Here is a 21,675-nt window from a genome sequence, read left to right as displayed (position 1 = left end):
AAATTTTATGCGTTAGAATTGTATTTGAATACCAAATGTATAAGTTGCAGTTATAGGATAGACCTCTGTATCCCAACCTTGTGCATCACTTAGCTCAGGTGTGAATGAATTAGCAGAGAAGGTTGTGAACGGGCGGTCGGCTGTGGCACTGAGGCGTATACTTGGAAGTGTGTAACTACCCATCTTTATATTTTTGAATGTATAACCTAACGTAACATTCTGGATGCGGAAATAATTTGCACTTTCTACAAAGAATGAGTTAACACGCTGATCTGATATATTCCAACTACGGATAAGTGCAGCAGCAGATGGATAACTATTGGTTGAGCCTTCGCCCGTCCAACGGTTCTTAAACTGATCGTAATCAAAGTTGTAGTTGCTCTGAGCATAACGTAGAGCGCGCTTGCGGTTATACATCTTTGCTCCTGACTGACCGTATGTGCTTACTTCAAAATCAAGATTCTTCCAAGAGAAGCCTGCATTGATACCGTAAGTGAACTTAGGAATATAAGAGCCAAGTGCCTGACGGTCGTTGCCATCAACAATACCATCACCATTTTTATCTTCATACTTGAAATCACCAAGCTGCAGACCATTCTTTACGGCTGTAGGATCGGCTGCACACTCAGCTGCAGTCTGATAAATGCCGATAACCTTATATCCATAGAATGAGTTCATTTCTTCACCTACTATATTTACAGTTTCGCCACCTTTGATTATACTTGGTCCACCAAGGTCTTTAACTCGGTTTTTAAGTACTGAAATATTAGTTCCAACATGATACTTGAAGTCTTTGCCTACACGGTCTGACCATGTAGCAGAAAGATCAAATCCTTCGTTTAGAATCTTACCATAATTGCCGGCAAGTGTTTGATTGCTGAAGGCTATTTTAGGAGATATGACAGCATGTTTGGTCATGCGGTGGAAATAATCTGCATCTACATTTAACCTGCCCTGAAGGGTAGAGAAGTTAAGACCAGCGTTGATTTCATCTACAACTTCCCACTGTAGCCAACTAAAATATGATGTGTTTTGATATCCGGGCAGTGTGGTGTTACCAAATACGCCTGATGAACCGTTACCTGTTGCTATGCTTGCGAATCCATCACTTGCAGCAACGTGGTCGTTACCAAGACGTCCCCAGCTGGCACGTAACTTAAGATATTCTATTGCGCTCTGATTCTTCATAAACGGCTCTTCGGTTACGACCCATGATGCACCTACAGATGGGAAATAGCCCCATTTGTCCTGATACTTAGATGAACCGTCGGCACGCATTGTGAACATGAGGTAATACTTTCCGGCATAATCGTAGTTCAAACGTGCGAAATATGACAGACCGCGATATGTTGATCCATTATCAGAAAGAGTGATACCTGTTGAATTTCCCTGACTGAGATATTGGTATTCTTCTTTACCCTCAGGCACGTTAACAGCTGTTCCACTTAAGAAGCGATACTTCTCCTGTCGCATTGACATACCTAACATTGCACCAAAGTTGTGCTGACCATAACTGTCGCGATAGGTCATGATATTATCCCATATATAGTTGTCATAGCTTGTGGTGCTCTTAGTCAGACTAGTTGTTGTATTCTGCTGCCAGCTGCTAACGTAATATGTAGGTGTGAAAACCTTTCCGTTAATGTTCTGATAATTATAGTTTACACTTGTCTTTACGTTAAGTTTCTCAGGTATCAGATTAATCTGTGCATAAAGACTTGTAAGATACTGATGAGAATCGTTCTTTGAGTTAAAGTAATTAGCTGTAGCTACAGGATTGTAGAAATTGGAAGTAAAACCAACACTTGATGGAGAGGCATACTTGTTAGGGAATGAACTTGTGTTATTAGCATCGTATACAGGATAAATGCTCGGAGCATTAAAAGCCTGCTGCCATGCGCTGTTGTTTGGCAATATCTGATTGGAAATGCTAACTACACTACTAAAGCCTACCTTCAACCATGATGTGGCATCATAATCGAGAGCAGCACGGAAGTTGAGACGTTTGTAATTGTTTTTTACATCCATAACTCCGTCTTGATAGAGGTAACTCATACCTAGAGAATAAGTGGTTTTCTCACTACCGCCTGTGATACCAAGGCTGTGGTTGCTGATAATAGCTGTACGAAGCAATTCTTTATACCAGTCTGTATCACTGCCAAAAGTCCAATTGTGAAAATCTGAACCGGAATAGCTACCACCATATTTATCTATTGATGATTTTATGATTGGAGAATAAGCATCGTTGTTTGCCTCAAGAAGCATTGTTGCGTACTGCTGAGAATTTGCCATCTTAAGAACATTGGTAGCTTTCTGGAAACCTACATATCCATCATAGGTAATCTTTGCTGGCTGGTTCTTCTTTCCTTTTTTTGTGGTAACAATAACAACTCCGTTGGCTGCTCTTACACCATAAATAGCTGCAGCAGAGGCATCTTTTAATATTGACATTTCTTCAATATCCTCATTGTTAAGAAAATTGATATCGTCATAAAACATACCGTCTACGACATAAAGAGGTGAACTGTTGGCAAATGAACCAGCTCCGCGTATTCTGACTGTTGGCCCTGAACCAGGAGTTCCACTGCTTATTACATTTACACCAGCAACCTTGCCTTGTATCGCAGTCATTGGTGATGTAGAAGGAACAGAACTGATATCTGCTGATTTAACGACTGTAATAGGTGATGTTAAATCTTTTGCTTTTGCAGCTCCGTAACCAATAACAACAACATCTTCAAGATTTTGCATATCGTCCTCTAATGTTACTTTCATATCTGACGATGCCTTAACCTTTTTAGTTTTCATTCCAACAAATGAAAAACTTACTGTTGCACCTGATGATACATCTTTAATTGTGAACTCACCATTCATATCTGTCACGGATCCGTGACTTGTACCATCAACCATTACTGTAGCTCCAACAATAGGCTGATCCACCTTGTCGACTACAGTTCCTTTTATTGTATTGTTCTGAGCAAAACTCAGTTGAATAATAAAAAATGAGATGAGTAATAAATAAAACTTTTTTTTCATATCAATGTATTTAGGTTAATAATTGTTTCACGTTACAAAAGAAGTAATATTATCCTTTAATAGCAAAAAATAAAATACGCTACGACTACGATACCATATAATGTTACTACGATTTTAGTACGTTTTAGTCTGTAACTAATTAATTATCAGCAGATAACAAAAATAATATTTTTAGAAATATTTTTTTGTTGAATGATAATAAAAATGTATATTTGCAATTCATTAACTATTATACCATGTTATGCTTTTAAATTTGAAGAAATACTATTTTGTAATATTACTGATAATAATACCTGTCAACTCATACGCATCTGAACTAATGCCTATCGTTACAAACTTTGCACCATCCAAATATAATGGGGATTTGCAAAACTGGTCGTGCACGCAAGATGTATATGGAAGAATGTTCTTTGGTAATAATAAAGGACTACTCTCGTTTGACGGATACAACTGGACTCTAACTCCTATGCCGGGAAACGGTGTTGTAAGATCGGTAATGGCCGACGGGAAAAGAATATACGCCGGGGCGTATACTGATTTCGGATATTTCGAACAAAACTTATATGGACAATATGTGTATACTTCGCTATGGCCGAAAAACTATAAGGCGCATAACGATGAGATATGGAACATCATTAAAACGCCAAACGGGCACGTGTATTTCCAATCGTTCTGCTCTTGGTTCGACTATTACAAAGGTAAAATAACATCTCATTTCGATTCAAAGAATATGCCTCTTTACTTTTTCTCGCTAAATAAGGAGATATATGTACAAATGATTAATGGGGATTTCTATTTGCTTCGTAATAATAAGTTTGTACATCTTCTGGATAGGAAATCTTATGGAGATGATAATGTCGTAGCAGCATTGCCATATAGCAATAATAGGATATTGCTTTTAACAGAACATAACGGTATATTTCTTTTCTCGAAAGGTAAACTGACAAAATGGAGAACAAAGATTGATAATGACCTGATGAAATACCAAGTAAACCGAGGAGTAATATTAGGACAATCCACAATCATAATAGGAACGATATCAAACGGAATATATGCTATAGACAATAATGGACGTAGTAAATGGCATTATAATATGGAAAACCGCCTATATGATAATACTGTATTACGACTATTCATTGACAGGGAAAACAATATATGGGCGGCTCTGGATATAGGTATATCACTTATACATACGGGAATCCCTCTTACAATATTACGTACTGACAATTTCAACCAACCTATAGGAATGGTTTATGGAATGAGCATTGTCAACAATAATGCATATATCGGAACTAATCTTTCTGTTTGGAGGTATGATATAGCAAAAGGAATAATAAATCAGGTAAAAAAGACTGATGGACAAAATTGGTATGTAGCGAGATTCGGTAATGATATATTTGCAGGAAACAACTTGGGTACTAGAGTAATAAATGGTAACGAGAGTGTTAAGATGCCGGGGGCTATAAATGGAAGCACTAGTATAAGAGAATACTCATATTACGGACAAACAGCCCTCATAGAATCGTCATACAGTTTCTTTAGAATATACAGAAAAGTTGGTGGTAAATGGATATTCTCAAATTCCTTAACAGGATTTTCTATGCCTATAAGTGAATTTGAAATAGACAATAGCGGTGTGATATGGGCAGCACAAATGAGCAAAGGACTTTTTAAGATAGAATTGTCTAAAGATCTAAAGAGAATAGTCCACTGGCACTACTATAAATCTATGCCGGGGACTGTATATTCGGTTAAGATGCACGTTCTGAATATTAGAGGTCGTGTAATATTCTCTGATGGATATAAACTATATACTTATGATGATATTCAAAAGCGAATAATCGAATATCATGAACTAGATAACATTTGTAAAAAAGGTGTTATCTCGGCTATAAATATCGATAATAACACATTCTGGATTGCTGATGAAAATGGATACTCGAAGGTTCATTTCAATGGACACAGATACGATACAGAGGTGTTCATACCAAGTACTATATTCGGTCTAGAATGCAATACTAGTAGTAATCCTATCTACGTTAACGGTAATGATGCGTTCTTTTTTATGAATAATGGAATAGGTTGTTACAGAAGCAACTCCGGATACATCAACAACACTAAATATATACTTAAAATAACAAAGGTTGGTAATTATGATTCAGACAACAAATTGCATCTGTTATCTTGCAATGATGAAGAGGAGAGCATATCAACAAACGACAATATTTCGATTGCTCTATCTTACCCAAATTATAATAATGAAAAGTATATATTCAAATATAAACTGGAAGGATCTGGAACGAATATAAACTCACAGTCGGAATCACCAAATGTGGTTTACAACAGTTTAAACTATGGTGATTACAAGTTTACAGCAACTGTTTGTTCTGTATCAGGTAAGGTATTGGGGCAAACGGTATATAGGTTCAGTCATAACAGACCTTTACTATTATCTTGGGTTGCTTTTATATTCTACGCTATATTACTTTATATTATTATTCACATATACATTAACTGGCGTTCAAACAAACTGATACATATAAATCAAGAAAAAGCCAATGATGAACTTATGCGCAAGAGTCTGAAAGTATTGGAGCAAGAACAAATTATAGCTCAACAGCAAAAGTTGTTGCTTGAAAACGAGATAGAGGTGAAAGGGAAAGAGATGGCCAGTCTGGCTCTGGCTAATGTAGCAAGGAAGAACTCTGTGGAAGCGATAAAGGATGCATTACGTGAAAAGGAACGAACGGGTTCATTAAGCAGAAGAGACATAGATAGAATGCTTAGCATGATAGACAACAATGATACGGATCAGTTCTGGTCTGTATTCCAAAATAATTTTGATCTTATACACAAGAATTTCTTCCGTAATCTACACAAAAAATATCCAAATCTAACTCCGTCTGATTTAAGGTTTTGTGCTCTTCTCCGTCTGAATCTCAATACGAAGGATATTGCCAGATTCACTAATCTTACAATACGTGGTGTAGAAGGTGCAAGGTATCGTCTACGCAAAAAAATGGATATTGCGGCAGACAAGTCCCTAACAGATTTTCTAATTGAATTTGAGTAATTAGTGGCATTAGAAAAAACTTTTTCTGGTGGGGGAGTTAAAACGCAATCAAGTCCAAAACTCATTTTGTTGGGAATCGGTCATGGTTGCGCCACATTGCGGACAAGTCTTCCCATTCCATTTATAAATTCTGTCGCTTCCGCAATTCAGGCATAGACGTCCAGCCTCTGATTGGAATGATGGAGCTGCATCTCCTATAGCACCTCCCACAACAAGAGGTTGCAGGGTGTGACAGTCCGGACAAGACATGGTGACAATATGCTGTCCCATAAAGCCTACACCTTCGTAAATGTCAGCTTCATATCCGCACTTAATGCATTTGTATTTCTTCTTGATAGCCATTTGTTATAATTAATATGCTGATGCAGATGTAATTATTAACATACAAATATTATTCTGTCTAAGAATATAATTAAGATGTTGCGCATAGCTAATCTAATTATATAATCGGCATTTGAAGAGTTTATTTATCTTGATAAAAAGAAGATAAAGAAGCTCCGGAACATATATTCCAGAGCTTTTTTCTTTATTTTGCAGCCAATACTTCAACTTCTACGAGTGCACCCTTTGGCAGAGCTTTAACTGCAACGGCTGAGCGAGCAGGATAAGGCTCATTGAAGAATTGAGCGTAGATCTCGTTCATAGCAGCGAAGTCACCCATATCTGCCATGTAGACAGTTGTTTTTACAACATGGCCCAAATCAGTTCCGGCTTCCTTTAGAATGTTACTTGCATTCGTCAATGCCTGCTTTGTCTGTTCCTTTATACCACCTTCAACGAAGTCGCCTGTTGCTGGATCTATTGGAATCTGACCTGAAGCGAAGACAAAACCGTTAACCTCGATAGCCTGGCTATAAGGACCTATAGCTGCAGGCGCATTGTTTGTGTGAATAGCTTTCATAATTAATATTATACTTTTAGATTTGAATTATTCGTTATTGTTATTCCTTTTTCCTCAAGAGCCTTGCGAATTTCATCAATATGCTCCTGATTCTTTGTCTCCATCGTTACGCGTAATATACATGCGTTCACCTTATTACGGTTTCCTGTTCTGTCATGATGTACACTTGTGATGTTTGCACCATTGTTTGCTATAACTGTACAAACCTCTACTAATTTACCAGGTTGGTCATCAAGTTGCATATCAAGAGTACACAGACGACCGCTTTTGGCGAGACCTCTGTTGATAACTCTGTTGAGAATTGTAACGTCGATGTTTCCTCCGCTCACAATACAAACGGTCTTTTTACCCTTAACAGGAACCTTATTGAACATGACTGCGGCAACACTTGCGGCACCAGCACCCTCAGCAACCATCTTCTCTGATTCAATTAGTTTCAATATTGCTGCACAAATCTCGTCTTCGCTGACAGTAACAATTTCATCAACATATTTTGAACAAGTTTCAAAAGTAAGTTCGCCAGGTTCTTTTACTGCAATACCATCAGCAACAGTAGATACAGACGAGAGACATTCTCTTTTTTTGTCGCAGAGACTTTTCTGCATGCTTGGTGCACCTTCTGCCTGAACACCATAAACCTTAATCTTTGGGTTGAGGCTCTTTATGGCAAATGCCACTCCTGAGATAAGTCCTCCACCACCAACAGGAACAACAACGGCATCAAGGCTAGGTAACTGTTCCATGAGTTCAAGTCCGATAGTGCCCTGACCGGCGATTACATTCTCATCATCAAAAGGATGTACGAAAGTATAACCTTTTTCGTCGTGTAGCTGCAGTGCCTTTTGATATGCGTCATCATAAACTCCTGGTACAAGACAAACGTCTGCACCTAGCCGTCGTGTAGCTTCTACCTTACTTATAGGAGCTCCTTCTGGCAGGCAGATAAGACTTTTCACTCCCATAGCCGTAGCACCAAGTGCCACACCCTGAGCATGGTTTCCAGCAGAACAGGCAACAACGCCCTTCGCCTTTTCCTCTTCAGACAGCTGTGAAATCTTGTAATAAGCTCCACGAATTTTAAACGAGCCTGTCTTTTGCAGGCATTCCGGTTTGAGATAAACATCTACATCCGGGTTAATCTTTTTGGTATGCACTAATTCTGTCTTGCGAATTACATTGTTCAAGACATAGCGTGCTTTATAAAAATTGTCTAACTGCAGCATCTTTTTCATCGTTTTATGTTAGCAATACTCATTGCAAAGTTACAATGATTTTTTTGTATATCGCTAAAACGAATCAGTTTATTTTCCCAAAAAACGTGTGTTTAAATAATTATTAAAAGTATCCCTATATAAATCACCTATTGGTAGATACGCATCTTTGTCAATAATGACACGATTCTTGTTTACTTCAATAATTTTATCTAGGTTTATAATATATGAACGATGAATGCGCATAAAGTTTGCTGGCAGGCGTTCTTCAAGCTTTTTCATACTTAGCAAAACGATAAGTGGCTTAGGCTGAGAGATTAGATGTATCTTCATATATTCACTCATGCCCTCAACATATACTATATCGGCGATGTCAACTTTGACTATTCTGTGCTCTGTCTTAAAGAATAGGGTAGAGGCATCTTCTGATCCATCAGATACACTTTGAACTGAAGACGGATCGCTGCCGTTAATCTGTTCATAAACGCGCTTAACTTTATTCGCCGCACGTTGGAACTCGTCAAGTCCAAATGGTTTCAGTAGATAGTCAACTGCGTCAACCTTATACCCTTCTACGGCATATTCACTGTAAGCTGTCGTGAAGACTATTATTGGAGGAGATGCAAGACTCTTCACGAAGTCCATACCATTGATGTCTGGCATGTTGATGTCACAGAATATAGCATCTACAACTTCGTTCTCCATGATCTGTTTCGCCTCAATCGCTCCTTGGCATTGACCGACAATAGACAGAAACGGAATCTTGCTGATATATGTAACGAGTTGCTGCAATGCAAGTGGCTCGTCGTCAATAGCTATACATTTAATCATATATTTTGAGTTGTTTGTTTATATACTGTTATGCGATAGGCAAGTCCAACTTCACATTGTATGTATCGGTGTCGTCATCAATATCCAATGTAAATTTGTCGCCATAGATAAGTTCCAACCTTCGTTTTACGTTGGCTAGTCCTACGCCACCCTGTTTAGGTAATCCTGTTTCTTCCTTCTCGGCATTGTCTTCTGGCTTTTTGCTATTGCTGCAAATAAAGTATAGGCGTTTGTCGATGAAACTTATGTTGATAATTATAAAACTGTCTTGTTTATAACTTACACCATGTTTGAAAGCATTTTCTATGAATGTGATCAACATCAGTGGAGGTATTTCGCTGTCGTTTATTGGCTCCTGTATGTTAAGTGAAATCTTTACCTTGTCGGTGTATCTGAGTTTCATTAACGTAATATAGTTTTTAATAAACTGTATCTCACGCACGATAGGGATAAGCGGTTTATTACCTTCATACAGTATGTAGCGCATCATCTTCGACAGTTCAACAATAGTAGTCTTTGCTTTCTCTGGATCTATGTCTACAAGTGCATGAATGTTGTTAAGCGTGTTCATAAAGAAATGCGGGTTTATCTGATATTTCAGGTATTCCAGTTGTTGCTGAAGGTTTTGTTTCTCCAGTTGCTGCATTTCTTTGGAGTCTTTGTCATTCTTGAAATACAGTTTCACTCCAAGGTTCATACCGATGATTAATACCAGTATGACTGATGACACTATATTCTTTTCTCCAATAAACATAGGCATATCTGGACGTCTGTCTTTCATATCCGGTCGCATGTTTATTTTTTCAGGTCCGTTATCAGCTCTGTTAAATTCATGTGGTGGTTTTTCAACTTTATATCCATGCATCTGCAAGTCTCTTGTCATGAATTCTATTCTGTGCATTTCCATTTTCTTTCTGAAATTTCTTGGTCTCAGTGAACATTGGAAGATGATAAAAATCGTGATGAGGCATATTGTGGTGAGAAAATAAATGAGTTTGTTTTTCTTGTATATCAACAATGGCGCCAAGATGAAATTGTGTATAAGGAATATTATAAGGTATGCAGTATACAAATTCCATATATGAAAAATTTCCGACCAGTCCATAGTCATGGCTGAGTTATTTTGCACCCGCATATACATACTTGATGCGGGAGCGATAAATAATATCAACCATAAAGCTAGATATATTAGATTTTCCTTGTAAGTGGATAACTTCATTTTCATTGTTTTTATAACGTAATGTTTATTTAAAAATTGCATGTTCTTTTGTGCTTATTAGCAATTGCTTTCTGCAAATATAAACATATATAGTATTCTTTTAAAAATAAAATCAGCCAACACCGCATTTTTTTCAGCAAATGGGAACACAAAAAGAGGTGCATCACTTATTGTAGTGATGCACCTCAGATGTTGAATTATATAACTGTCCTATTTAATAGTCTGTGTTTTGTGGATCAAAGTTTGTCCAGCCTGATGTCCAAGTATCACCAGCGTTCAGTGCACCGAGGTATGATACTTGAGTAAACCAAGAGCCTATGCCTGTGAATGATGCCCCACTAAGTACAGGACTTTTTGCTTGTGGAATATAACTATTGTTTAATAATAGATCAGTCCATTTGTCAAAATACTTGTTCCCGTTTTGTGCAAGGAAGAATGTGCTAGAGAATGACTTTTTGCTGCTATCCATGATAGGCTTTGAGTCTGCATCATATCCTGTAACTAATACATCGTCATAAATCTTGTTGGCATCTGTTCCTACAGCATCCATTCCTGCAAAGTAGATGTTTTGAAGTTTCATGTTTCCTGCTGTAGCTGCACCTTGTGTATCACCCTTCTGGTTATCAAGAATTAATCCAATAGGCCAACCGATTGCTATAGAATTTATGCAGTTCAGTCTAGAGTTGCGTCTTAGATGCATTGCTGCCTGAAATTTTCCAAGTGCAGAACCATTGTTAGGATTATAACTTCCGCCGGTGATATAATCAGGAGTATTGACAAAGTTGTTGTCTAGCTTCGGACCTACAAATGTTATGTTAGAGAATGTTGCAGTAGTGTATGGACTAACAGCTGAACCGTCTGCACAGTTGTCGCTTTCAAATCCGTTGCTCTGTGATGTATCTGCAATCTTTGAGTCACGGATGGCGAGACCAAACTGAACGTTACCAGAAAATCCATTGTCGGTATCAAAATCATCATCCCAACCTTTGTATGCAATAAGATATTTGCAGTTTACGTTTCCGCCAAACCATTCAAAAGAGTCGTCATTGCTATAGCTTACCTGCACATGGTCTATTTGTGTGCCATTTCCTACAGAACCGAAAGTAAGACCATTAATCTCCTTATCCTTCTGGAATGGGTAACCAGCAAACTCAATACGAACATAACTCAGGATTCCTGAATTGTCGGTATCGTCATTACCGCCATGCTTAGTACGTGGACCGCCTTCAATCTGCATTTCATTCTGATTATTTTTGGCTTTTCCGCAAAGTATAATACCTCCCCAGTCACCAGGTTTTCTGCTACCCTTAGCTTGTTCTGAGGTAAATATTATCGGTGCATCTGCTGTACCCTTGGCTATAAGTTTTCCGCCACGTTCTACTATTAGCGCAGCCTTTGAATCCTTGTCACCTTTTATTATTGTTCCAGGTTCGATTGTAAGTTGTGCCCCATTGCCAATATATACCCATCCATTAAGCACATAAGTGCCTTTCTTTAAAGTCTGTTTGCCAGTAAAAACGAATTCCTGATCTCCGTTTCCAATTTCAATTCCATTCGCATCTTCCTTTCCCTTGCTGAACAGAATGTGGTCGCAAGCTTTCAAACCTCCGTCTGTAGTCCAGACGTATGATGTTGTGCCTGTACCGTTTCCAGTGTTTGTCCCATTGTCTGTTACATTGTCGTTACTGCTGCTGCATGCTGTCATTGAAACAGCCATTGCAAGGATGCCAATGCATCCTAAGATTTTCATACTTTTCATCTTAATGTTTTTTGTGATTAAAACTTATATATAGCTGTTAAGCCTATATTTCGTCCTGGTTTATATTTTCTTGTAACTTCTTCTATCGTTTTTTTATTGCCGTTTGGATATGTCACGTCGGCAAACTGTTTGTATGTTACATTTTCGTTGAGAATATCCCTGAAACTCAGTTTAAGTTCAATATGACTTCCTATGCGCTTTGTAGCTGTGAAGTCAATTGTATTTCTTGGCATTTCGTAGCTATCAGGTATTCTTGCGTTGTCTTCGCTTCCTGCAGAACCTTCGCTTCTGCCTACACCGATTATTCTTTTTCCTATGCGGTTGTAGAGTAATGCCATGTCAAAACCGTGACGATGGTTGCTGTAAAAAAGTCCGGTATTTATAAGGTAAGGAGATTGACCTTGCATGGGTCTATTTTCCTCTTTCGACCCTTTCTCGAAGTTTACTCTACTCTTTATTAATGAACCGTTGAACGACCAACTGAAATTAGGCAGACCTATGAATGAGAGATCTTTGCGAATGTCAAGTTCAATACCATAGTTGTTGGCAGAAAGAGCATTCTTAAAAGAATAGATAAGGTCTGTTCCACCAGCCACAGTGTATGTCCATTCTATAGGCGAATCGAAATGCTTGTAGAATAATGCTAGTGTGATCATTTCTCCGCGTGACGGATATAATTCATATCTCAAATCAAGATTATCTACATGGCAGTTTTTAAGCTCAGTGTTTCCCTGTATGCTTGATGCCAAGTCGAAATCATAGTAAACCGATGAAGACACTTCGCGGAATTCTGGTCTGTTTATGCTTCGTCCGTAACTTAGTCTTAGTTGTTGACTGTCATCTATCTTGTAGGTAGAGTTTACAGAAGGGAAGAGGTCACTGTTACGGTAGAATCTGCTTGAATGGCTTTCTTCTGTGTCCTTCGTGTTTGAAATAAGCTCCATCTGATTATATTCATAGCGGACACCGGCATTGATATCCAGTTTGCCAAAGGGAAGTGAAGCAGCTAGGTATCCTGCGGCGAGAGAGTTGTGTCCGCTGTAGTTATTGCGCATTCTTACTAGCTCAAGCAAGTTGAGTTTATTGTCACCATAATTGCTGCCGTCGCTCAAGAGTGTAGGAATGTCCATGTGTCTGAAGTTAGTCGGCAGAGTATTATTGTCGGCATTCCAGTTGTATATGAATTCATGTGTGGTATATTTTCTGGTACGATATTCACCATAAGCACCAAACTTTAATACGGGTTGCCATGAATTAAATTTAAATTTATGTGCGTCGTTGATGCTTGCCGATAATATATGTTCGTCAAGGCGTGTCCATTCTCGTGAAATGTCGTTACCTGTTGACAATGCATATACACCACTTTCCAAAGCATCATCTGTTAAATATCTACGGCGGTCAGGAAGATTACGGTTAGCATACGCATAGCCAATGCTCCAGTCAAGTGCATCGCTGCTAAAGGTATGCTTACCCGTAAACTGACCGTTGTATGTTGTTCGGCTTCTGTAGTAATATTCTGCAGAACGTTCCAAATTGGCTTGTGCGCTTACGCCATCACGCCATGTATATCTGGAGTTACCGATTTGATTGAAAATGTTTTTAAACTGATATTTGTTGTTACCTCCTGCACTAAGAAAGGTAATGTTGAGCATTGCGCCAAGTCTTACATTGGTGGAATATTGATTGTCGGTTGACTTGCGAAGATAATTGCTTCTGTCGTTAGCTACATCATACACACCAAAGAGATTATTTTCCATATTCTCGTGGGTCTGTTGCTCACTGCTATAGTTTGCTGCTGCAATGAGTCCAACCTTATTTCCACGTATGTTCCATTTATGGTTGTATCCCATTGCGAGTTTCATATCACCAATAGGAGTAGAGCGCTTTACATTCCAGTTATTATTCATCTTATTCATAGAGCGCATTCCATTGTCAAACCCCAAAAAGTCTGTTGCTGAATGTTTAGCTGAATAGAAATTTCTGAAAGCTGAGCTACTGTTCCAATTACCTCCTACTGATATGTTGAAAGAGTTCTCCTCTGGAATTTCCTTTGTGTTTACAAGAATAAATCCTCCTGTGTAATCAGCTGGATAATCCGAAGAAGGTGTTTTTATAATAGTAAGGTTATCAATTTGTGAACTTGGAATTATATCGAAAGAGAAAGCTCTTGCGTCAGCTTCACTGCTAGGAACAGCTCCTCCATTAATCCATACGTTGTTGTATCTTTGCGAGAGCCCTCTCACCATGACAAACTTGTCTTCGATGAGGCTTACTCCTGGCACGCGTCGTATTACCTCTCCCGCATTTGAATCTTGTGTTCTCTGTATTTCTTGTGCCGATATGTTGCTCACTATGACGGAACTGTTTTTGGCTAGTTGTACCATTGCCACCTCTGTATTTTTACGCTCAACCGCTGTAATGGTAACTTCGCCCAGTTGTTGCTCGTCTTCTTTTAAAGCCACACTTATCGTGTTATCCTGCTCATTTGAAGAAGATTGCACGCCGTCAATTTTTCTAGTCTGATACGATATATACTTTATAATAAGATTGTATGCTCCGTCGTTTTTCAGTCCTGATAAACTGAATTTTCCGCTTGCGTCAGTTACCGCTGCAATGTCACAACCCTCTACTTGGACAGTTGCTCCGATAAGTGGCTCTCCCGTTTTTTTGTCAACAACGTTTCCGTTAATGCGCTGTGCAAATCCGAAATTTGTAATCATCATTAGTAGCAGTGCTACTGTTTCCCTTTTAAATCTTTTCATGTTAATCTTTAGTTTGTCTTTTTTTAGACATTGCAAAGATAGATGGGAAATGTTTCAATAACATTGCCTTGAAGTTATTAAATCCTTACATTGTGATTACATGTATGAAATGAATAATGCAAATGTGTTAAGTATGTGCTTATATATAATATATAAGGTGAAAAGTTATGCCAGAAGGATGATATAGATGAAACAATTATCAAAATCGCATGTTATATTTGTCCTTCTGATCTTGTGTGCGATTACAATGTTAAAATCGAAAAATAATGAAGAAATTAGTTGGAACGTATTTCTTTATTTCATATATTTGAATCGTAATCAAATAGGAACCAATCCGTTAGAGGATGGTCAACCTAATTTCTTTTAGTCATACAATATGACTATCTGATTTTAATAATCAGAACAAGAACAATGGGGCGGGGAATGATAAAATTTTCTCCGCCTTTCTTTGTGCCTTTTATTGTAGTAAAGATAAGATTTTAGATTATTATATTCATAAAAACTTAATATGTTACACTACGAAAAGTATATGTAATATGTCATTAATCATATTATAATTTATTATATTACTTTTGTAAAGTCAAAATGCAGCGTGTCGAATTTAAATAATGTATGACTGCATAAATAATAATCTATTATTTGTTATGAGAAATAAAACCTTAAAGACTATATTATATATAATCTTGTTATTCTCTTCAATAACAGTCTCTGCTTGGGAAGGGATGGCGATGCCGCAACTGCATGTAGAAGGCAGGTATTTCAAAGACTCTAATGGAAACATAGTAAACCTTCATGGCTTTGCCCAGACTTATAGTCCGTGGTTTAATGAGCGTGGAACCAAATGGAATAACTATGATGTCAACGCATGCTTAACTTATAACCAAGGATTAATAAACGATATATTAAATGCTGGGTGGAAGGTAAACTTCTTGCGTTTACACATGGACCCTTATTGGTCAAATACTCCTGGTATTAGGACAACCGGGGAGAATGATATCTCGGCTTTTGATTACGATCGTTTCACAAAATACTTTCAAAGTGTTTTTGTGCCAATGGCTAAATATGCAATCAGTCACGGACTTTATGTTATTATGCGTCCACCTGGTGTATGCCCAGAGTCTATAGCTGTGGGTGATGCATATCAACAGTATCTTATCAAGGTTTGGAATTATGTTTCTGCCGATTCATATATCAAGAATAATCCAAATATCATGTTTGAGCTTGCCAATGAACCAGTACGTATCTGGTCTGATGGTAAGCAGGCAGGTTTCAAGGAGTTGAGTGAATATTTCCAAACGATAACCAATACCATTCGTGCTAATTGTAATAATATTGTATTGGTGCCAGGATTGAGCTATCAAGCAAACTACGAAGGTTTTGCCGACTATCCGATAAAGGGCGAAAATGTCGGCTATGCTGTGCATTGCTATCCTGGATGGTATAATAGTGGATCAGAAAATACACCTAATGTAAACTATCAATTGTTTAATGATGGTTGGAACAAACAGATAAAACCAATTTCAGATTTGGCGCCTATAGTTGTTACGGAAATGGACTGGGCACCAGAAAAGTATAATTCCTCATTTGGTAAAGGTGTTACAGGAACTGCTGGTGGAACAGGTTTTGGTGCAAACTTTAAGAAGATAACAGACGATTGTGGAAATGTAAGTTGGCTGATATTCACAACTCCAGAACTTCTAGCACAGTTCAAGGATGAACAAGGAAATGGTGATACTTTCCTAACTGATAATGAAGCATGTCCTTGGCCTGCTTATCATTGGTATCAGGATTATGCAAATAAACAATACCCACATACTGATTTTACATTTAAATCATGTTCTGATAATGGAGACGGAACATTCACTAACCCTGTTATTCAGGCTGATTTTCCAGACCCGGATGTTCAGAAGGTTGGTGATACATATTACATGGTGACCACCACAATGCATAATTTTCCGGGTTGTACCCTGCTTAAATCAAAAGATTTAGTGAATTGGGAATATTGCTGTAATCCTCTTGAAAAGATGTCGGTTAATGCAGAATACAATCTTGAAGATGGTAAAAATATTTATTCCAAAGGTGCATGGGCTAATAGCTTGATGTACAAGAATGGCAAATTCTATATACTCTTCAATGCTTTTGGCAATGGTGATGATGCAGGAGGTTATCTATTGTCGGCTACAAATGCAGAGGGTCCTTGGACAATGACACGTCTTTCACGTGGATATTATGATCCAGGACTTATGACAGATGAGGACGGTACGACTTACGTGGTATGTGGAAACGGAAACCTAAAGGTTATTCAGTTGGATGATAACTTTGCCCCTGTGAAGGAAGCTGATGTTGACGGAGGCTTTGATGGACTTGAAGGAAGCCATTTCTTCAAGAAAGATGGGTATTATTATATCTATTCTACTTGTTGTGCATGGCCTGCGACACAGTGGTGCTTCCGATCAAAAAACGTTTTTGGTCCTTACGAAAAGAAAGAAGTCTTTAATAGTGACGACATTCATCAGGGAGCGATGATACAGACTCAAAGCGGTGAATGGTGGACAATGTTAATGAAGGATTGCGGAGCTTTTGGTAGAATGCCTTATCTGCTGCCTGTGACTTGGAATGATAACTGGCCAGTTATTGGTAATAATGGCGTAGATGCAGGAACATACACTAAACCGAATGTTGGTGTGAACTATGACAGAAAGTATATGCCGACAAATGATAATTTCAAAAATTATCTTTTGGGAAGCCAATGGCAATGGAATCATAATCCAGACAAGGCAAAATGGTCTCTGCTTGAAAATCCGGGGAGGTTACGTCTTTACACAGCATCTGTAACAGATTCGTTGCAGAAGTCTCGTAATATGCTTACACAGCGTATCTTTGGATATAGGGACAATACTAAACCATCTTATGGTACTATACGAATGAACATAAGCAAAATGTATGACGGGGATATGGCTGGAATTGCTGTATTCCAGAATCCTTATGCTTATATTGCAATAAACAAGCAGGGCAGCAATTTTAATCTTGTACAGAGTAATACAGCAGATAAAAAGGTTTATTCAAATGTGATAGCATGTGATTCTGTGATATATCTGCGTGCTGTTGCCGACATCGCTACATCCAAGGCTACATTCTATTATAGTCTTGATAACGTTACATATACTAAGTTTGGACAGGACTTGGACATGAAGTATAATTTATCAGTATTTGTAGGAAATCGTTTCGGTATATTCAACTACGCTACAAAGGAACTTGGAGGACATGTAGACGTGGACTGGTTTTCAACAGAAAAGGACTTTTCGGAAGATACATTCTACGACAAGTCCTCTGTGGCACATTCAGAAAGCTATCTTACTGCAGTTTCTATATCAGCAGACAAACCTTCTTATTCCTTGCTTACAAATTCAGCGAAATCGTTTGTTCTTACTGCTACATATAAAGACGGACATACAGAAGATATAACTTCGAGTGCTAATTATAAGGTCTCAAACGATAAGGTCGTTGGTGTCAAGAATGCGAGATTAACATCTTACAATGAAGGCAATGCTGTAGTGACAGCAAGTTACAATGATGCACTTGGTAATACCGTTTCTACAAATATTAATATATTTGTAAATACATTCCCTCTTACAGCTGCTGGTATTAATCCTTCCATTTATGCAAGTGGTGCGTTTGATGAATCTACACATACATTGGTTACGGGGCAATATGGTTTTGGAGGTTGGGAATATACTAATGGAGTAGACTTCTCTAGTTATAAGTACATAGTAATAGAACTAAATAAAGCGCAAAGTAACGGTGCTTCTTTTCGACTCTTTGATGAAAATAGCTATTGGAGCAGTCCTTCAATGACGGATATAGGTAGCAGCACCACTGTAAGAATAGAACTAGCAAAGTTAGTGAAAAATAAAACTACAACTCCCTTAGACCTGTCACATATCTATATAGCTGGCTTTTGGTCTTTGGGTGGCGGTGATATCTCTATAAAGAATATTTTCTTCAGTAACGACGGCGATACTCCTGTCACAGGTATCCAGCAGATTGAAGAAACTGACAAGTTTGTTGATGTGTATAATCTTTCAGGTATGCTTCTTTATTCAAAGTTAAAGATGGCTGATGTTTTTAAAAAACTATCCAAAGGAGTATATATAATTAGCGGCAAATGCGTGGCTATAAAATAATATTTAATGTAATAGTAAGAATTAAAATTTTGAAAAACCATTTATTTTTTATAAATTTGCATACAATTCTAAAGTTATTGTATAGTTATAAAATTGCGAATATGAATGCTAAAACAATAATTCCATTGCTGTTTTCAATGATGTCTCTGAATACCTATTCAGCAGACTTGAATTTATGGTATAACAGACCAGCAGCTATTTGGCAGGAAGCTTTACCTGTTGGTAACGGACGTATGGGTGCCATGATTTATGGGGGTGTTAATCATGAGCGAATTCAGCTTAATGAAAACACAGTGTGGGGAGGTTCTCCTTATAATAATTACAGGGCAATAAATCCTGATACCCTAACAAAAATACGTAATCTCATTTTTACTGGGGACACACGTAGTGCCGAGCAAATGATTAACATGTATTTTATGACGGGACAGCACGGTATGCCGTATGAGACGGTGGGAAGTCTGCTGATTGATGCTCCATTTATTGACAAGCCAACTTCATATCGACGTGAGCTGGACCTTAGCAGAGCTGTTGCTACTACAAAATTTGATATTGATGGAGTAACATATAAACGAGAAGTCATATCTTCTTTTACCGATAACGTTGTTATAATTCACATTTCTGCAAGTAAACCGCATTCTATATCTTTTAATGCAAGTTTTGATTCTCCGCTTCCACATACTGTTGGTTTAGAAGAAGGACGACTGGTTCTGAAAGGCAAGTGTCTGTCACATGAAGGCGTAGAAGGAAAAATACGTATGCAGACTGTTTTGGATGTGAAGAATGAAGGCGGAAAAACGGAATTAACAAGTTCAAGACTTATTGTATCAAATGCTACAGATGTAGTTCTTTATTTGTCTTCCGCAACGAATTTCGTGAACTATCATGATATTAGCGGTAATGAAACAGAAAAATCGGTAGCATTGCTTGAGAATGCAATGAAAAAGAATTTCTCCACGGCTATAGTAAATCACGTTGACTACTATAAAAAACAATTTGGCAGAGTATCGTTGGATCTACCGTGTACTGCTGATATAAATAAGCCAACAGATAGGAGACTTGCTGATTTCAATAAAGATAATGATCCTTCATTTGTCTCTTTGGTATTTCAATATGGCAGATACCTTTTGATTTCTTCTTCTCAGCCTGGTGGTCAAGCGGCTAACTTACAAGGTCTTTGGAATGATAACCTTAATGCTCCTTGGGATGGGAAATACACTATCAACATAAATACAGAAATGAATTATTGGCCAGCACAGACCACTAATCTTTCAGAAACGGAATTTCCTTTAATTCAGTTGGTAAAGGATATTAGCGTTACTGGTAGGAAAACTGCTGCTGAAATGTATGGTGCAAAGGGCTATGTCGCTCATCACAATACAGACATCTGGCGTTCTACAGGAATGGTTGATGGTGCTACTTGGGGAATGTGGCCAAATGGTGCAGGATGGTTGAGTACCCATCTTTGGCAACGCTATCTTTTCAATGGTGATAAAGGATATCTAGAAAATGTTTATCCTCAACTGAAAGGTGCTGCTGATTTCTATTTAACAGCAATGGTTAAGCATCCTAAGTATGGTTGGATGGTTACTTGTCCTAGTATATCTCCAGAACATGGACCACATGGAGCTTCATCTGTAGTTGCAGGCTGTACTATGGATAATCAGATAGCTTTCGATGTATTAAGTAATGCTTTGCAGGCTTCAGAGATTTTAAAAGAACCACAGGAATATATTGACAGTCTTAAAGATAGATTAACGCTGCTTGCCCCTATGCAGGTAGGGCGATATGGCCAGTTGCAAGAATGGTTGGAGGATGAAGATGATCCACATGATAATCATCGTCATGTATCTCATGCATACGGACTTTTCCCAAGCAGTCAGATTTCGGCAACCCGCACTCCGCAACTCTTCGAGGCTGTTAAGAATACACTTTTACAAAGAGGTGATGAAGCAACAGGCTGGAGTATAGGTTGGAAAATAAATCTATGGGCTAGACTCCTCGATGGAAATCACGCCTATAAACTTATAAGATGTCTTCTAGATATCTTGCCTTCTGACAATGTGGCAAGGGAATACCCTCATGGTAGAATGTATCCTAATCTGTTTGATGCACATCCTCCATTCCAGATAGATGGTAACTTTGGTTTTACAGCAGGTATTGCTGAAATGCTTTTGCAGAGTCATGATGGAGCAGTACATGTATTACCAGCTTTGCCAGACGAATGGCATTCTGGTAATGTTAAAGGACTTAAAGCAAGGGGTGGATTTGAAGTAGCTATGCAATGGAAGGATAATAAGGTTAAAAAAATAGAGGTAAAGTCAACGATAGGTGGTAATCTTCGTCTGCGTTCGTATGTTCCATTGACTGGAAAGGATTTGAAAGTTGCGAAGGGTGTCAATCCCAACCATTTATATGATATCGTATCAGGCAAAAAGCCAATCGTGTCATCAGAGGCAAAGCTTAAACAGCCTCAATTAATGAAAACGTATGAATATGATATAATGACTAAAGCTGGGAAAGAATATAAAGTATACGCAAAATAAAAAGTTCTATTTTAAATGAATATTGTAGCGTATATAAGTAAGAACTTCGGTTGATTTTCTGATGGTTTAGGATATTATCAAATTCACTCGTTGGACAAACTTTCTGTAGTATTATTACTTTGTTATTAGTTAGTGAAAAAGGGATTACATCGTTCT

12 protein-coding genes are annotated in these 21,675 nt (G+C 38.0%); 3 read left to right on the top strand and 9 right to left on the bottom strand.

The annotated features are described in order from the left end of the window. Nucleotides 1–12 precede the first annotated feature (12 nt). Nucleotides 13–3,036, bottom strand: coding sequence for a SusC/RagA family TonB-linked outer membrane protein (locus prwr041_RS03625; RefSeq protein ID WP_207155007.1), 3,024 nt, complete (start codon nucleotides 3,034–3,036; stop codon nucleotides 13–15). Between the two features lie 253 nt (nucleotides 3,037–3,289). Between prwr041_RS03625 and prwr041_RS03620 the strand changes: the two genes are divergently transcribed. Beyond that, nucleotides 3,290–6,109, top strand: coding sequence for a helix-turn-helix and ligand-binding sensor domain-containing protein (locus prwr041_RS03620; protein ID WP_207155006.1), 2,820 nt, complete (start codon nucleotides 3,290–3,292; stop codon nucleotides 6,107–6,109). Between the two features lie 48 nt (nucleotides 6,110–6,157). On the opposite strand, the gene prwr041_RS03615 is transcribed toward prwr041_RS03620, so the two are convergent. From prwr041_RS03615 to prwr041_RS03580, 8 genes are all read right to left on the bottom strand, one after another. Further along, nucleotides 6,158–6,451, bottom strand: coding sequence for a hypothetical protein (locus prwr041_RS03615; RefSeq protein ID WP_207155005.1), 294 nt, complete (start codon nucleotides 6,449–6,451; stop codon nucleotides 6,158–6,160). 184 nt (nucleotides 6,452–6,635) lie between these two features. Next, entirely contained in the window at nucleotides 6,636–7,010 is a 375-nt protein-coding gene (locus prwr041_RS03610; RefSeq protein WP_207155004.1) for a RidA family protein, read from the bottom strand. An 8-nt stretch (nucleotides 7,011–7,018) separates the two neighbouring features. After that, entirely contained in the window at nucleotides 7,019–8,233 is a 1,215-nt protein-coding gene (ilvA, locus tag prwr041_RS03605; RefSeq protein WP_207155569.1) for a threonine ammonia-lyase, read from the bottom strand. Nucleotides 8,234–8,311: 78 nt separating this feature from the next. After that, nucleotides 8,312–9,052: a LytR/AlgR family response regulator transcription factor gene (locus prwr041_RS03600; protein ID WP_207155003.1), complete on the bottom strand. Its 741-nt coding sequence runs from the start codon at nucleotides 9,050–9,052 to the stop codon at nucleotides 8,312–8,314. A gap of 28 nt (nucleotides 9,053–9,080) precedes the next feature. Then, nucleotides 9,081–9,935 carry a sensor histidine kinase gene (locus prwr041_RS03595; protein WP_237072299.1) on the bottom strand — a complete coding sequence of 285 codons (855 nt, stop codon included), beginning with the start codon at nucleotides 9,933–9,935 and terminating at the stop codon, nucleotides 9,081–9,083. Beyond that, nucleotides 9,904–10,131 (bottom strand): hypothetical protein, encoded by a 228-nt coding sequence (locus prwr041_RS03590; protein ID WP_207155002.1) that lies wholly within the window; start codon nucleotides 10,129–10,131, stop codon nucleotides 9,904–9,906. Before prwr041_RS03590 ends, prwr041_RS03595 begins: the two co-directional genes overlap by 32 nt. A 354-nt stretch (nucleotides 10,132–10,485) precedes the next feature. After that, entirely contained in the window at nucleotides 10,486–12,030 is a 1,545-nt protein-coding gene (locus prwr041_RS03585) for a hypothetical protein (RefSeq protein ID WP_207155001.1), read from the bottom strand. 17 nt (nucleotides 12,031–12,047) lie between these two features. After that, nucleotides 12,048–14,792 carry a TonB-dependent receptor gene (locus prwr041_RS03580; RefSeq protein WP_207155000.1) on the bottom strand — a complete coding sequence of 915 codons (2,745 nt, stop codon included), beginning with the start codon at nucleotides 14,790–14,792 and terminating at the stop codon, nucleotides 12,048–12,050. Between the two features lie 644 nt (nucleotides 14,793–15,436). Here prwr041_RS03580 and prwr041_RS03575 point away from each other — a divergent pair. Together prwr041_RS03575 and prwr041_RS03570 are read left to right on the top strand one after the other, a co-directional pair. Then, the gene (locus tag prwr041_RS03575) at nucleotides 15,437–18,976 is read left to right on the top strand and encodes a family 43 glycosylhydrolase (protein ID WP_237072298.1); all 3,540 of its coding nucleotides are present in this window, start codon (nucleotides 15,437–15,439) and stop codon (nucleotides 18,974–18,976) included. 101 nt (nucleotides 18,977–19,077) lie between these two features. Then, the gene (locus tag prwr041_RS03570; RefSeq protein ID WP_207154998.1) at nucleotides 19,078–21,519 is read left to right on the top strand and encodes a glycoside hydrolase family 95 protein; all 2,442 of its coding nucleotides are present in this window, start codon (nucleotides 19,078–19,080) and stop codon (nucleotides 21,517–21,519) included. Nucleotides 21,520–21,675 lie beyond the last annotated feature (156 nt).

It is taken from the genome of Prevotella herbatica, assembly GCF_017347605.1.
GTDB lineage: Bacteria > Bacteroidota > Bacteroidia > Bacteroidales > Bacteroidaceae > Prevotella > Prevotella herbatica.
The sequence above is the reverse complement of the archived record's forward strand: the minus strand, read 5'-3'. Positions and strand labels throughout refer to the sequence as shown.